The sequence below is a fragment of the Prevotella sp. TCVGH genome (assembly GCF_023522295.1).
GTDB classification, from domain to species: Bacteria; Bacteroidota; Bacteroidia; order Bacteroidales; family Bacteroidaceae; genus Prevotella; species Prevotella timonensis.
In genome coordinates, this window is sequence record NZ_QFFX01000023.1 from 1 (window position 1) to 14,078 (window position 14,078).

Consider the following 14,078-nt stretch of genomic DNA (forward strand, 5'->3'; position numbering starts at 1 on the left):
CCAAATTTATTTAGTTATGTTTTGTTAATCAACTCGCTCATTTTCAAACAATTATGTGATTATTAACAGAGTATTGATTTATAGAACCAGCCTTCTGTCATTTATCTCTTTTGTAATTTTACTAATGTCTTTTTGGCTCTATTTTTTTTCTTTGAACCAATTCTCTACGAAGAGACAATGATTGATAACGTAGGACAGTTACGGACAAGGAACTATCACAAAAACTACACGCATCCCTTAACAAAACAGTTCATTCTGCTTGTTGATGTGGCTTATCGCCCTTCAATTGATGATAATCATCCAACAAGTATCTGCGTGACACCACCACCGTGACAATGACAGAAATTATCGAAGCACTAAACATGGCTATCAACAATACCAACTGGAAAGCCAAGGCAGTAAAAACGCCTGCGCCTGCTAACATCATACTCCACAAAATAATAGGAGACACGCCTATTAACATCCGCCCCATAGTGGAGATGTTAAGAAGCGTTGCTCGCTCTATGGTGCGTCGAAACAAATAGCCAAGAGCCTGAGAATGTTTCATGCCATTCCCTAATAGATAATGGTAGAGCTGGCTGTGATGACGCAATCCCATGAAATAAATGTGTAACGCCTGACTGTTCACTTGTATCAAATGCCCCGTCAACAAACCGACAACAGGAATAAGGAAACGAACTTCCAGTGGATTTCTTACACCCACAACAAGCCACAAAACATAAAGCCCAACCACCAAGACGCCTGTGAACGTACCAGCCATTACGGGTACAAACAACTGCCGAATAGGTAATTTAGCACGTCTCACCGTGAGTATCGCACCTATCGTCACCATGAGCAAAGCGAACAAAAGGGTTATGCCCCACTGGTTCAGTGCCATCACTTCATACAGCAGAAATCCTAAGACAAGGAGTAGCCCCATCATCCTTACGGTGGCTCTCACTGTCTTTGTGAGTAAGGTAGAATGATATAGGTACAACACATAACACGGGATAAGCAACAGCAAAAATCCCCACACATATTGCATGAACGTGATTTCCATTTCTTTACTTTGTTAATTTTACTATTACATCAGCCACCTGAGCACTCTCCTCGTCCATGGTAGTGAAACATACGATGCTATCTTCTGAGCTCAAACTTTTTATATACGAGGTAACAATCTTCAAACTTTCCTCTGTTTGATACAAAGTTGGCTGATTCATAAGAATTATTTTTCGGTCTAATATTCCTGCCACCGATAGTACGATGCGTTGCTGAACATCAGTAGGGAGAGACTCCCATACTGCATCATAACAACTTCTCTCAATGGCTAAAGCTTCCCATTCTTTCCAAAGTGCTTTCTTCTGCTCTTTCATCACTGACAGAGAATTACCCATGAGCGTGCGCAAGAGTTTGGATACCTGCATGTTTCCAAATGCAAAATTTGCAGGTACATACGCTATCTTCTGCCTGAAAAAGGGTGCGGAGAGTGGCATTATTTCTTCACCGTCGATGGATACATACCCCTTATTCAAAGGAAGAAAGCCCAAAAAGGCGTGTACCAAGGCAGTCAATGCCTCACTGTTACATCCCACAATAGCTGTTATTTGTCCTTCTCTTGCCATAAAAGAACAATTCTCGAGCAGTGTCTTCCCTGCTATGGTGATGGTGGCATCTTTGATTTCTATCATACATTGGCAAATTTACACAAAAAAAACAAACTGATAGTCAACTAACTTACAAAAACGATATGAATCTTTCTTTTCTGTGTGAATATCGGTGTGAATAATTGGAGGAACGCTGCATGGAAGGAAATAAAATGCTGAATTTTCTTTACAAAGTGCCTCTCATAACTCGCGTGAAAACAACTAACGCCAAAGTTGGTCACAAATACGCGAGAAATGAACGACCTTCATAACACATTGATATTGATAACGTTACGCTTATTTTTTCTCTTTTCATTCTATTTTTTACCATTTCTTGCAGATTAAAGAATTGAGATAAGCTTACTATTTGCATGCTTTAAGCCGGCTGAAGCATGTGAATAACACCTCTAATGTGTGTTTCCAAGACCGTTAAATCAATGTTCCGACTTGAAAAGACATCTATTCTGTTAAAATCAGCCCATTTTTGCATGTCGTTTGCCTATTAATTTTTTCTATTTCGCAGATTTTAGATGGTCGTTTTTTGGTAAAATGATAGGACAAAAACAACGTATTTCATTACTAAATAATAAAATTAAAGAAGACGATTCTTTTCGGTATGAGTATTCGTGTAAATATAATGCACCAAACATAGGTTTTTGAAGAAATCGCACCACAACTCATTTTTTTCATGTATATTTGTAACAATTATTAAAAGCATACTTTATCTGTAAATGGATTTAGAAGACGTAAAATACTACCTGCCAGCCGAATGGGAGCCGCAAAAAGCAGTGCAATTGACATGGCCACATGCCCATACCGATTGGCAACCCTATTTGCAAGACATCATTGACACCGAAATACAACTGGCAAGGGTGATTGCAAAATATCAGGAGGTGCTCATTGTCACACAAGATGTGGCAGAGACGAAACGCCACTTCTCGGCTGAGGAAAGGCAACGAATTAGGTTCGTAGAATGCCCTCTCAATGACACTTGGGCTCGCGACCATGGCTTCATCACCTTACTGTCCAAAGACGGCAAAGCAGCTCCCCTACTCTTAGATTTTCAATTTAACGGTTGGGGAAACAAGTTTGAAGCTTCCAAGGACAATCTGATTAACAGGCAGTTGGTAGCGCAAAACGCAGTAACAGGCGAATATGTAGATTACAACGACTTTGTTTTGGAGGGCGGTTCCATAGAAAGCGACGGCAAGGGAACCATCCTGACCACCAGTCTCTGCTTGCTCGCTCCAAACAGAAACCAACCGCTGACAAAGCAAGAAATAGAACGAAAGTTGCTCAACAGATTGCACGCCAACCGCATTTTATGGATAGACTACGGAAAGTTGGTGGGTGATGACACGGATGGACACATAGACACCACCGTGCGCTTTGCCCTAGATGACACCTTATTATATATAGGTACCGATGACGAGGAGGACGTGCAATACAACGACTTCAAAAAAATGGAACAACAGTTGAAAACTTTCCGAACGATTGATAGAAAGCCTTATCGGCTACTGAGACTCCCTATTCCCCAGCCTATTTTCTACCAAGGTGAACGTCTGCCAGCCACTTACGCCAACTTCGTTGTCATTAATGGGGCGGTGATAGTCCCGACCTATCAACAAGATGAACTAGACAGGCAAGCACTCGACATCATTGGGACAGCCTTCCCCCACCGTGACATCTTTCCTTTAGATGCCACGACGGTTATCAAGCAACATGGTTCGCTGCACTGTCTTACCATGCAATATCCAGAAAATTTTGAACATGAAGCATAGTCTACTCGTAAACTTGTAAACTCATAAACTAAAAAACTCATAAACTAAAAAACATGCACGAAATAAGAATAGGATTATTACAATTGCGGAACACCGAATGTGTAGACGATAACAAAAAGAAAATAGCCGAGAATATCACCGACTTGGCGCAGCGTGGCGCACAGCTCATCGTACTGCAAGAGTTGCACAATTCGCTCTACTTCTGTCAGGTGGAAGATGTCAACAACTTCGATTTGGCAGAACCGATACCTGGTCCATCAACCGAGTATTATGGCAAACTCGCTCAACAATTAGGTGTCGTCATCGTTACCTCCTTATTTGAGAAACGAGCTCCCGGCCTGTATCACAACACGGCTGTAGTGATTGAGAAAGACGGAACTATCGCTGGTAAATACCGCAAGATGCACATACCTGACGACCCCGCTTACTATGAAAAGTTTTATTTCACTCCTGGAGATTTAGGTTTCCACCCTATTGACACCTCCGTAGGACGCTTAGGTGTATTGGTATGTTGGGATCAATGGTATCCCGAGGCAGCCCGACTCATGGCATTGCAAGGAGCACAACTCCTCATCTATCCCACAGCCATTGGTTACGAAAGCAGCGATGACGAAGATGAGCAACAACGACAACGCAACGCATGGATGACCGTTCAACGAGGGCATGCAGTAGCCAATGGGCTGCCAGTCATCACTGTCAATCGAGTTGGACACGAAGACGACCCTTCTGGACAAACCAATGGCATTAACTTTTGGGGTAGTTCGTTTGTGGCTGGTCCACAAGGAGAACTGTATTATCAGGCATGTGATGACGATGAAGAAAGCGTGGTGATAGACATCGACCTAGACCATAGCGAACAAGTACGCCGCTGGTGGCCATTCTTACGAGACCGACGGATTGATAACTATCAGGACATCTTGAAAAGATATATCGATAATTAGAGAATTTCAGCTAATTCCCTAATTATCAACACAGTCATTTGTACTGGACAATGCAATGACGAAGTAAAGAAAAAAGGGGCTACGCCAAGCAGCGCACCCCTTGATACGGTTTAAGTCAAGCTTCCTTTTTATTCCTTTCGTTCATATCAATTATTGAGAGCCCATCTCAGTTTTAATACAGGTATATGAATTGAAAAGAGGAAGAAGTATCTAACAATAGCGATGTGACGAGACTGTTATATTTCCCAACCAATAGCACTCGCACCGAGTACTGCAGCTGAAGAACCGTCTAAGCCACTGATTAAGAACTTTGCCTTATCCTTATAAATCTTCAATACATTTTTATCATAGCTTTCTTTGAGCGGCTTCATGAGCAAATCGCCAGCCTTGGTAAGTCCACCAAAGAAGATGAAGGCCTCTGGAGAACTGAATGCGGCAAAATTAGCACAAGCCTCGCCTAACATCTCTCCAGTAGTCTGATAAACATGTTGTGCGAGCTTGTCTCCTTTTTCTGCTGCGATGCTAACATCTAAAGAAGTAATATCTTCCAATATCATCTCGCGCAACGAAGAAGGTTCTTCGGTGGTCTCTAACAATTCACGAGCTGTTCGAGCAACGCCTGTTGCCGAGCAATACGCCTCAAGACAACCGTTACGTCCACAGCCACAAGAACGTCCGTCCTCACGACGTACCACTACATGTCCTAACTCTCCTGCAAAGCCATCGCTTCCATAAACAAGCTGCCCATTGACAACAATTCCAGAACCTACTCCTGTACCCAAAGTAATCACGATAAAATTTTTCATACCACGAGCCACACCATAGGTCATTTCGCCAATGGCAGCAGCATTGGCATCGTTGGTCAAAGCTACAGGAATGCCTAATTTCTCGGAAAACATCTTCGCCAAAGGTACTACCCCATTATGTCCCCAGCTCAAATTAGGCGCAAACTCAATAGTACCATTATAATAGTTACCATTGGGAGCACCAATACCCATAGCCTTGATAGTGTCGATACCGCCCACTTGGTCGATGATGAGCTGCAAAGCCTCTACGGAAGCTGCTACATAATCATTTACATCTTCATAACCTTGTGTCTTAATTGAAGTCGTAGCCTTAATGTCTCCACGACTATCTACTATACCAAAAACGGAGTTTGTTCCGCCTAAGTCCAAACCGATAACATACGGCTTTAATTTAGATAATGATTTCATTTTAGATATTGTTTTAATTTAGAAGTTAACGTATTAATGAATTTTTTCGTCCACGAGCAGAAGCGTCAATAATACTCCTTAAAAGTCTCCAGTTTGATAACATTCAAATAGAAATAATTTACTAAATACACATCAACGCTTCATGAATTGAACAAATCGATTACGCAAAGTTATTAAAAATATAACTTCAACCAAAGTTTTAATCTATAAATTTGTCCATATCGCATAATTTTTGCAATTTTGCATACCGTATGCCGTTTGAATTTCATATTGATATCATTGACCAGATATGGAAAGGAGTAATCATTGGAGTGATTGCATCAGGACTAATGGGGCCCGTGGGTGTTCTGTGCATCCAACGAACCCTGAATAAAGGACGATGGTACGGATTTGTTACAGGTGTAGGGGCGGCTTGTTCCGATATTATCTATGCACTGTTAACGGGGCTTGGAATGAGTTTCGTCTTAGACTTGATTACCAATCCGAAGAATATGTTTATCTTACAAATATCAGGAAGTCTGTTATTACTGCTATTTGGGATTTATAGTTTTAGAAATAACCCTACGAACCACATGCACGTTAGTGGCACGAAAAAAGGAACATATACCTACAATGGCATTACGGCATTTTGGCTTACATTTCTGAATCCACTCATCATTTTATTGCTTATCGCCATGTTCGCGCAATTTAACTTCGTGATTCCTAACCACCCTATTGAGATGTGTAGCGGATATCTTGGAATCTTTGGTGGTGCCGTATTATGGTGGTATGGGCTGACTTGGCTAATAGATAAAATACGAGGGAAGTTCGATACGAACGGCATCATCATCATCAATAAAATCATTGGAACCATTGTTATCCTGTGTTCATTGGTGATTCTCATCGGTACTGTTTTCAATTTGTATACGGTACATTATTAGCAACACTTGCGATTCAAGGTATCCTTGTTAAAGGAGTGTACATCTACGTAAGACAGGGGCGACAATTGGAATACTAAAAAACTTCATACAACGTGTATATATCTCAACAATTACGCAAAAAGAACATTGCCGAATATCTTTTGTATATGTGGCAAATAGAGGATCTCATAAGAGCCTACGACTGCTCATTGGCTCGAATCCGAAGAGAGTATATTTCTCAATTTGACTATTCTGACGAACAGAAAGATGAAATGACTGATTGGTATGGCAATTTGATTAGAATGATGAACGAAGAGGGGAAACGAGAAAAAGGGCATCTCCAAATTAACGAAATCATTCTACAAGATTTGATTGACTTACACAGTCAGCTACTTCAAAGCACGAACTTTCCTTTTTACAACTCAGAATATTATAAGGTACTGCCGTTCATTGTCGAATTACGACAAAAAGGAGCAAAGGACCAGCATGAAATATTAGTGTGCCTAAATGCACTATACGGTGTCATGCTTCTACGTTTACAACACAAAGAGATAACACCAGAAACAGCCCATGCCATTGAAGAAATAACCACTTTCATCGGGATGCTGTCCGATTATTATATCAAAGACAAGAATCATGGAATTCAATTTGAGGAGGAATAATTTATGAATATACTTATCACAGGTTGCAACGGACAATTGGGACGCGAGATGCAACGGCTTGAAAAGCAGATGAAAGAACACCAATGGTGGAATACAGACGTAGAGGAGTTGGATATCACTGACCAAAAAGCCATTGAAGAGTTTGTGACTACTCACGAGATAGACGGAATAGTGAACTGTGCAGCCTATACCGCTGTCGACAAAGCGGAGGAAAACAAACAATTGGCAACTGCACTAAACGCTGAAGCTCCCGCCTATTTGGCAGCAGCCATAGGCAAAAGAAAAGGGTGGATAATACAAATCAGTACAGATTATATATTTGACGGAACGCAACATACTCCCTATACAGAAATCGATACCCCGTGCCCTAACAGTGTGTATGGCGCAACAAAATTGGCAGGAGAAGTAGCTGTTAGGCAAATTTGTCCTGAGCATGTCATCATTCGAACGGCATGGCTCTACTCCATTCATGGACATAACTTTGTAAAAACCATGATTAAATTAGGCAAGGAAAAGTCGGAGCTGGGCGTCATCTTCGACCAAATAGGAACACCGACCTATGCAGGAGATTTGGCTCAAGCCATCATGACAATCATCAAGAAGGGCATTGTTCCTGGCACCTATCACTATTCCAACGAAGGTGTCATTAGTTGGTATGACTTCACAAAAGCCATTCATCGGTTGGCAGGCATTACCAGGTGTCACGTAAAGCCATTACACACAGCAGACTATCCAACAGCTGCCAAACGTCCACATTACAGTGTGTTGGACAAAACGAAAATAAAAACAACTTACGATATTGAAATACCTTATTGGGAAGAGAGTTTAGCAAAGATGATAGAGGAAAGCTAAATCATATAAGGTGGATTCTTCGACCTGCCACCTTGTACTTCATCCTTTTTCAATTAACAATAAAAACAAACACATCAACGGAATACAACATGAATGAAATACAACGTCGTCGAACCTTTGCCATCATTTCACATCCAGATGCAGGAAAAACGACACTTACTGAAAAATTCCTGCTCTTTGGAGGTCAAATACAAGTTGCTGGAGCCGTCAAGAGTCATAAAATAAAGAAGACAGCTACCAGTGACTGGATGGACATTGAAAAGCAACGTGGAATATCAGTGTCTACGTCGGTCATGGAGTTCGACTACCAAGGCTATAAGATTAACATTTTGGACACTCCAGGACACCAAGACTTTGCAGAAGACACATATCGCACACTTACGGCTGTAGATTCTGCTATTATTGTGGTCGACTCTGCAAAAGGAGTGGAAGCCCAAACACGCAAGCTGATGGAAGTTTGTAGGATGCGCCAAACGCCAGTGATTATCTTTATTAACAAAATGGACCGTGAAGGTCGTGACCCTTTCGATGTACTTGACGAACTGGAACAAGAGTTACAAATTAAAGTGCGCCCTTTGAGTTGGCCTATCGGGCAAGGAGTTCGCTTCAAAGGGGTGTACAACATCTATGAACAACAATTAAATTTGTTCACTCCGAACAAACAACGTGTCACCGAGAAGGTTGAGGTAGATGTTGAGAGTGAAGAGTTAGAGAAAAAGGTTGGCGAAAAAGAAGCTCATCGTTTACGTGAAGACCTTGAACTGGTGAATGGCGTTTATCCAACTTTTGATCAAGAATCCTACCGTGCAGCAGAAGTGGCGCCCGTCTTCTTTGGGTCAGCACTAAACAATTTTGGCGTCCAAGAACTATTGAATTGCTTTGTAGAAATTGCACCAAGTCCTCGCCCCACCTTAGCTGAAGAGAGATTGGTACATCCAGAGGAGCCTAAGTTTACTGGCTTTATCTTTAAGATTACTGCCAACATAGACCCTAACCATCGCTCCTGCATCGCTTTCTGCAAAGTATGCTCTGGAAAGTTTGTTCGCAACCAGCCCTATCTTCATGTACGCAATGGGAAAACGGTCAGGTTTAGTTCACCTACTCAATTCATGGCGCAACGTAAGAGTACCATTGAAGAAGCCTATCCTGGTGACATTGTTGGCTTGCCAGATAATAACATCTTCAAAATTGGAGATACACTCACTGAAGGCGAAATGATTCATTTTAAGGGACTACCTTCGTTCTCACCAGAAATGTTCAAATACATCGAAAATGATGACCCCATGAAATCTAAGCAACTCAACAAGGGTATTGAACAACTCATGGACGAAGGCGTTGCCCAGCTATTCATCAACCAGTTTAACCAACGAAAAGTTATCGGCACCGTGGGACAACTTCAATTTGAAGTTATCCAATACCGATTAGAGAATGAATATAATGCGAAATGCAAATGGGAACCTGTTCATTTGTATAAAGCGTGCTGGATAGAATCGGACAATGAAGAAGAACTGGAAAACTTCAAGAGAAGGAAATACCAATATATGGCAAAAGACCGAGAGGGAAGAGATGTCTTCCTTGCTGACTCCCAATATGTTTTATCAATGGCGCAGCAAGATTTCGAACATATTAAATTTCACTTTACCAGTGAATTTTAAGACATTCATATCATCAGATAATCAAGAGGTATAAAGAACTTCCTCCATACTCTTTGTGATTTCTGAAATAAATCTATAAAATAAATCGACCGTACTTTAAGTAACAAATACGGTCGATTTATTTTATAGATGATAACCAAAGATGCGGTTATTTGGCGTATGCTACACTCCTTGTCTCGCGGATAACAGTAATCTTAACTTGTCCTGGATACGTCATTTCATTTTGAATCTTTGTAGCAATCTCATCCGACAACTTTAAGGTCTCCGCATCATCCATTTTGTCTGCTCCCACAATGACACGAAGCTCTCTACCAGCCTGAATAGCATAAGTTTTGGTTACGCCAGGGTAACTCATCGCAATTGCCTCAAGATCGTTCAAGCGTTTGATATAAGCCTCTACAATTTCTCGACGTGCACCTGGACGAGCTCCAGATATGGCATCACAAACTTGAACAATGGGTGCCAACAACGTTTGCATCTCTACCTCATCATGATGAGCTGCAATAGCATTGACTATCTCTGGTTTTTCCTTGAACTTCTCTGCTATCTTGCCTCCATAAAGAGCATGTGGCAACTCACTCTCCTCGTCAGGCACTTTTCCTATATCGTGCAAAAGTCCTGCACGTTTTGCTTTTTTAGGATTCAAACCCAACTCAGCTGCCATGACCGCACAAAGGTTTGCTGTCTCACGCGCATGCTGTAATAAATTCTGTCCATAGCTTGAACGATACTTCATTTTTCCAACAATTCGCACCAATTCGGGATGAAGTCCATGGATACCCAAGTCTATCACTGTCCGCTTACCAGTTTCGATAATTTCATTATCAAGTTGTTTCTTCACCTTTGCCACCACTTCTTCAATTCGAGCAGGATGTATACGTCCATCCGCTACCAATTGATGAAGTGCCAAACGACAAATCTCACGTCGTACAGGGTCGAATGCGGAAATGACAATAGCCTCTGGTGTATCATCTACAACAATCTCAACCCCTGTAGCAGCTTCTAAAGCACGAATGTTTCGGCCTTCTCTTCCAATAATACGACCTTTGACCTCATCATTATCGATGTGGAAAACACTGACAGAGTTTTCGATAGCTGTTTCAGTGGCAACGCGTTGAATTGTCTGGATAACTATTTTCTTAGCTTCTTGATTGGCATTCAGTTTCGCTTCGTCCATTATCTCGTTAATATAACTGGCAGCATCTGTTTTCGCCTCATCCTTTAAGCTTTCCACTAATCTTCGCTTTGCTTCTTCTGCAGTAAGCCCAGACAGTTCTTCGAGTTTCTCACGTTCTTGTAACTGAAGTTTATCAAGGTCGGCTTGTTTGATTTCCAACAATTTCTTTTCGTTGTCTATACGCTGTTGCTGTCTATCAACTTCTTGTTTGCGACGAGCCAATTCTTCTTGTCGCTGATTTAAGCCAAGCTCTTTCTGTTTGAGTTTATTCTCACTCTGTTGGATTTTCTGATTACGACTTTGAACTTCTTTTTCAAGTTCAGACTTCTTATTCAAGAACTTTTCTTTAACCTCCAGCAGTTTCTTTTCTTTGAGAACCTCTGCTTCTTTATTTGCAGCCGCTATTATCTCATTGTATTTCTTCTTAACAACGTATTGATAAACTGCATAGCCTATTGCGCCAATGACGGCAATGGCTATTATCATTGTGATAATTGTACCCATATTATATAATATAAATTTAATTTCATTTCTAAACTTTACCGTGGAAATGAAAAATCAGATTGGTAGCAGATTGATTTCCATACAATCAATGCAGGCTCTACTTCAAAAAAGTAAAAGACAAATAGGCAGCCTCTCAGTTATTCATCCAGCAATTCTTCGATTCAATCAAGGAATTTGCTTCTTGAATGCCTCTTCAATCTCGGTCGTTAATTGTGCCATCATTTCATGAAAAGGCTTCACGTCATTGCGTCCAGACTCTTTCTCATATCTTAACGCAATATCGATCAGTGCCATATAGAGTATTTCTTTCTCACTCCTTTTGGTCTTAAAAAGTGAGGAGTACGTATTTACAGTGTCCGTAATGAGTTTTGCTGCCTGGCGATAATATTCTTCATCATCCCTCAGAACAGTTACGCTCATGTCTGTATCGTAAACATGTAATCTTATTTGTAGCTTATCTCTATTGTCTCCTGCCATCACTCCGACTATTTTCCACTCAGTAGTGTGATACATTTATTAACATCCCTGATGAGCTTGGATAATTTCTTCTTCGCGACATCCATATCCACATTAGAAACTTGAATCATCCTTGCCATCTTGAGACTATTGTAATTCTGTTTTGCTTGTTCCAGCTGTGCTTCGAGTTCTTTTATCTTCGCATTCTGCTCATCCACCATTTCGTACAAGCCATCATTCTCCTGTTTCATTTCTTGATATTGGAGAATCATTTGCCTGACACGTGTGGTGAAAAGCGATAAAGTCTTCTCGTTCGCATTCATAGATTTACAATTTGGTTACAAATTTAACTTAATAAATTGATAATCACAAATTATCCATCATATTTTTTGCGCTTTACTTTAGCACAGAGCATTGCAAAAGTGAATTTATAAAAGTCATTGATACTGAAAAACAAATGTTATTTCTGCTCATTATCAGCGGGTTTTGGCTCTTTCTTTGCCAACATCACCAATTGATATACGAAGTCAGTAACCCACTTTTGCGAAAACCCTAAACGGTTGTTATACTTTCTAATGGTGACAACCGCTTTCATTGCAGCAGCATCTGTATAATCGTTCTTAGTGAAAATATCGTTAACGGTCTTCTCAGTCATAGTATAAATAGCACTCTTAAAGATTGAAGGAACTCGTAACTTAAACTTCATCAGATTACCTATCAGCATCATTAGCTCCTGTGTAAACCCTTGAAATTGCAAAAGGTAAGTCTGAACATCTTCCATTCTGCGACAGTTACGACGGATACTCTGATCAATCTCCTTACAGAAATTGTCGTTTGTCTTGTAGATATCTTTCAGCATTTTCTTACAATGTACTTTTTCACCAACACCTAATTTGTTATTCACTGTTGGGACTTTTAGTGTTGTCTTGAACGTGCGCAAGTCAGGTAACATTTTCAAATTGTTAATTCCCAATTGCGCTGCCATTGCAGACTGAAAGTAAACCCTAATCAGTGTCATGTAGTCTTCCATGCCACCAGTTTTCTCTTGTTTGCCCTTTTTGTCAAAGATATTTGATAAAAATTTCATCATGATAATGTAACATAATATTTTTCTTCGCATGAGATTATCTCACGGAATGCTCCACAAAGTTACGACAAAACAATAAAAATACAAAACAAAATCAACAATTTCAGGTTTCTCACTTTCCCTATTCAATTATTATTTATATCTTTGTGCCATATATGTGCGCAACGGCACGCAAGATTGGAATGCCATGCCCTGATTGAGTCAAGTCGCACAACTCCAAGTTTATGTAAAGTTGCCGTTGATGAAGTTGTACACTACATTATTCTTAGCGTATAGGTAAATAAAAGAACCAAGTTTTACATTCATGAAAGGAATTATTTTAGCAGGCGGTTCAGGGACACGTTTGTATCCCATTACGAAGGGTATCAGCAAACAATTGATACCTATCTTCGATAAGCCCATGATATATTATCCCATATCTGTACTAATGTTGGCTGGTATTCGTGAAATTCTGATTATATCAACTCCATTTGATTTACCTGGTTTTAAGCGACTGTTGGGAGATGGACAAGACTTAGGAGTGAAGTTTACCTATGCGGAACAACCAAGTCCCGATGGCTTAGCGCAAGCATTTATCATTGGTGAAGAATTTATCGGCAATGAATCTGTTTGTCTGGTCTTGGGAGACAACATCTTTTATGGTTCAGGTTTTTCATCCCTCCTCCACACGGCTGTTGCAGATGCAGAAAAAGAAAATAAGGCAACTGTTTTTGGCTATTATGTCAATGACCCCGAACGATATGGTGTCGTAGAATTCAATCAGGAAGGAAAATGTCTAAGTATTGAAGAAAAGCCAAAAGCCCCAAAAAGCAATTACGCTGTAGTAGGACTTTATTTTTATCCTAATTCAGTGATAGACATTGCCAAGCACATTCAACCAAGCGAACGTGGAGAGTTAGAAATTACCACCGTTAATCAAATCTATCTTGAAAGACAACAACTAAAAGTACAGACATTGCAACGAGGCTTCGCATGGTTGGACACGGGCACTCATGACAGCTTGTCTGAAGCCAGCACATTCATAGAAGTTATTGAGAAGCGCCAAGGGTTGAAAGTAGCCTGCTTAGAAGAGATTGCTTTCAAAAAAGGTTGGATAGGAAAAGAACAACTCATTAAGATAGCTCAACCGATGAAGAAGAATTCTTATGGACAATATCTTCTTGAGCTAACACAAAATAAGAAATAGTTTGAAGCTATATAATAAGTAAGTATTTGGAATAGTAATGAA

Annotated in this window: 14 protein-coding genes; 7 read left to right on the plus strand and 7 right to left on the minus strand. The window is 40.5% G+C overall.

The features are described from left to right. Positions 1 to 250 precede the first annotated feature (250 nt). Positions 251 to 1,039 (minus strand): ABC transporter permease, encoded by a 789-nt coding sequence (locus DEM91_RS05980; protein WP_249858325.1) that lies wholly within the window; start codon positions 1,037 to 1,039, stop codon positions 251 to 253. Between the two features lie 4 nt (positions 1,040 to 1,043). Then, the gene (locus tag DEM91_RS05985) at positions 1,044 to 1,667 is read right to left on the minus strand and encodes an ATP-binding cassette domain-containing protein (protein ID WP_249858326.1); all 624 of its coding nucleotides are present in this window, start codon (positions 1,665 to 1,667) and stop codon (positions 1,044 to 1,046) included. Between the two features lie 686 nt (positions 1,668 to 2,353). Between DEM91_RS05985 and DEM91_RS05990 the strand changes: the two genes are divergently transcribed. Further along, on the plus strand, positions 2,354 to 3,403 hold the full coding sequence (locus tag DEM91_RS05990; RefSeq protein ID WP_249858327.1) for an agmatine deiminase family protein: 1,050 nt from the start codon (positions 2,354 to 2,356) through the stop codon (positions 3,401 to 3,403). Positions 3,404 to 3,456: 53 nt separating this feature from the next. Further along, positions 3,457 to 4,344 carry a carbon-nitrogen hydrolase gene (locus DEM91_RS05995; RefSeq protein ID WP_249858328.1) on the plus strand — a complete coding sequence of 296 codons (888 nt, stop codon included), beginning with the start codon at positions 3,457 to 3,459 and terminating at the stop codon, positions 4,342 to 4,344. 236 nt (positions 4,345 to 4,580) lie between these two features. Here DEM91_RS05995 and DEM91_RS06000 read toward each other — a convergent pair whose 3' ends face one another. Then, complete coding sequence (locus DEM91_RS06000) at positions 4,581 to 5,558, minus strand: ROK family protein (RefSeq protein ID WP_249858329.1); 978 nt, start codon at positions 5,556 to 5,558, stop codon at positions 4,581 to 4,583. A 251-nt stretch (positions 5,559 to 5,809) separates the two neighbouring features. On the opposite strand from DEM91_RS06000, the gene DEM91_RS06005 reads away from it, so the two are divergent. The 4 genes from DEM91_RS06005 to DEM91_RS06020 all read left to right on the plus strand — a co-directional run bounded on the left by DEM91_RS06005 (position 5,810) and on the right by DEM91_RS06020 (position 9,626). Next, positions 5,810 to 6,478 (plus strand): LysE family translocator, encoded by a 669-nt coding sequence (locus DEM91_RS06005; protein WP_195252175.1) that lies wholly within the window; start codon positions 5,810 to 5,812, stop codon positions 6,476 to 6,478. Positions 6,479 to 6,570: 92 nt separating this feature from the next. Continuing rightward, a complete protein-coding gene (locus DEM91_RS06010) occupies positions 6,571 to 7,119 on the plus strand; it encodes a DUF4924 family protein (protein ID WP_249858330.1) in 549 nt (182 codons plus the stop codon). Positions 7,120 to 7,122: 3 nt separating this feature from the next. Continuing rightward, complete coding sequence (gene rfbD, locus DEM91_RS06015) at positions 7,123 to 7,971, plus strand: dTDP-4-dehydrorhamnose reductase (RefSeq protein WP_249858331.1); 849 nt, start codon at positions 7,123 to 7,125, stop codon at positions 7,969 to 7,971. 89 nt (positions 7,972 to 8,060) lie between these two features. Then, complete coding sequence (locus DEM91_RS06020) at positions 8,061 to 9,626, plus strand: peptide chain release factor 3 (protein ID WP_249858332.1); 1,566 nt, start codon at positions 8,061 to 8,063, stop codon at positions 9,624 to 9,626. Positions 9,627 to 9,774: 148 nt separating this feature from the next. Here DEM91_RS06020 and rny read toward each other — a convergent pair whose 3' ends face one another. From rny to DEM91_RS06040, 4 genes are all read right to left on the minus strand, one after another. Then, positions 9,775 to 11,307, minus strand: a complete 1,533-nt coding sequence (gene rny, locus DEM91_RS06025) for a ribonuclease Y (RefSeq protein WP_008123292.1) — start codon at positions 11,305 to 11,307, stop codon at positions 9,775 to 9,777. A gap of 165 nt (positions 11,308 to 11,472) precedes the next feature. Continuing rightward, complete coding sequence (locus DEM91_RS06030) at positions 11,473 to 11,784, minus strand: cell division protein ZapA (RefSeq protein WP_036926553.1); 312 nt, start codon at positions 11,782 to 11,784, stop codon at positions 11,473 to 11,475. An 8-nt stretch (positions 11,785 to 11,792) separates the two neighbouring features. Then, positions 11,793 to 12,086: a hypothetical protein gene (locus DEM91_RS06035; RefSeq protein WP_036926489.1), complete on the minus strand. Its 294-nt coding sequence runs from the start codon at positions 12,084 to 12,086 to the stop codon at positions 11,793 to 11,795. A 137-nt stretch (positions 12,087 to 12,223) separates the two neighbouring features. After that, a complete protein-coding gene (locus tag DEM91_RS06040) occupies positions 12,224 to 12,850 on the minus strand; it encodes a hypothetical protein (protein ID WP_036926554.1) in 627 nt (208 codons plus the stop codon). A 304-nt stretch (positions 12,851 to 13,154) separates the two neighbouring features. Here DEM91_RS06040 and rfbA point away from each other — a divergent pair, with 304 nt between their 5' ends. Further along, positions 13,155 to 14,036, plus strand: coding sequence for a glucose-1-phosphate thymidylyltransferase RfbA (gene rfbA, locus DEM91_RS06045; RefSeq protein ID WP_195252178.1), 882 nt, complete (start codon positions 13,155 to 13,157; stop codon positions 14,034 to 14,036). The last annotated feature ends 42 nt before the right edge of the window (positions 14,037 to 14,078 follow it).

Excerpts from the sequence above, each read along its gene's own strand:
- DEM91_RS05980 (WP_249858325.1), bottom strand. The coding sequence starts at position 1,039 with ATGGAAATCACGTTCATGCAATATGTGTGGGGATTTTTGCTGTTGCTT.
- DEM91_RS05985 (WP_249858326.1), bottom strand. The coding sequence starts at position 1,667 with ATGATAGAAATCAAAGATGCCACCATCACCATAGCAGGGAAGACACTG.
- DEM91_RS05990 (WP_249858327.1), top strand. The coding sequence starts at position 2,354 with ATGGATTTAGAAGACGTAAAATACTACCTGCCAGCCGAATGGGAGCCG.
- DEM91_RS05995 (WP_249858328.1), top strand. The coding sequence starts at position 3,457 with ATGCACGAAATAAGAATAGGATTATTACAATTGCGGAACACCGAATGT.
- DEM91_RS06000 (WP_249858329.1), bottom strand. The coding sequence starts at position 5,558 with ATGAAATCATTATCTAAATTAAAGCCGTATGTTATCGGTTTGGACTTA.
- DEM91_RS06005 (WP_195252175.1), top strand. The coding sequence starts at position 5,810 with ATGCCGTTTGAATTTCATATTGATATCATTGACCAGATATGGAAAGGA.
- rfbD (WP_249858331.1), top strand. The coding sequence starts at position 7,123 with ATGAATATACTTATCACAGGTTGCAACGGACAATTGGGACGCGAGATG.
- DEM91_RS06020 (WP_249858332.1), top strand. The coding sequence starts at position 8,061 with ATGAATGAAATACAACGTCGTCGAACCTTTGCCATCATTTCACATCCA.
- rny (WP_008123292.1), bottom strand. The coding sequence starts at position 11,307 with ATGGGTACAATTATCACAATGATAATAGCCATTGCCGTCATTGGCGCA.
- DEM91_RS06030 (WP_036926553.1), bottom strand. The coding sequence starts at position 11,784 with ATGGCAGGAGACAATAGAGATAAGCTACAAATAAGATTACATGTTTAC.
- DEM91_RS06035 (WP_036926489.1), bottom strand. The coding sequence starts at position 12,086 with ATGAATGCGAACGAGAAGACTTTATCGCTTTTCACCACACGTGTCAGG.
- DEM91_RS06040 (WP_036926554.1), bottom strand. The coding sequence starts at position 12,850 with ATGAAATTTTTATCAAATATCTTTGACAAAAAGGGCAAACAAGAGAAA.
- rfbA (WP_195252178.1), top strand. The coding sequence starts at position 13,155 with ATGAAAGGAATTATTTTAGCAGGCGGTTCAGGGACACGTTTGTATCCC.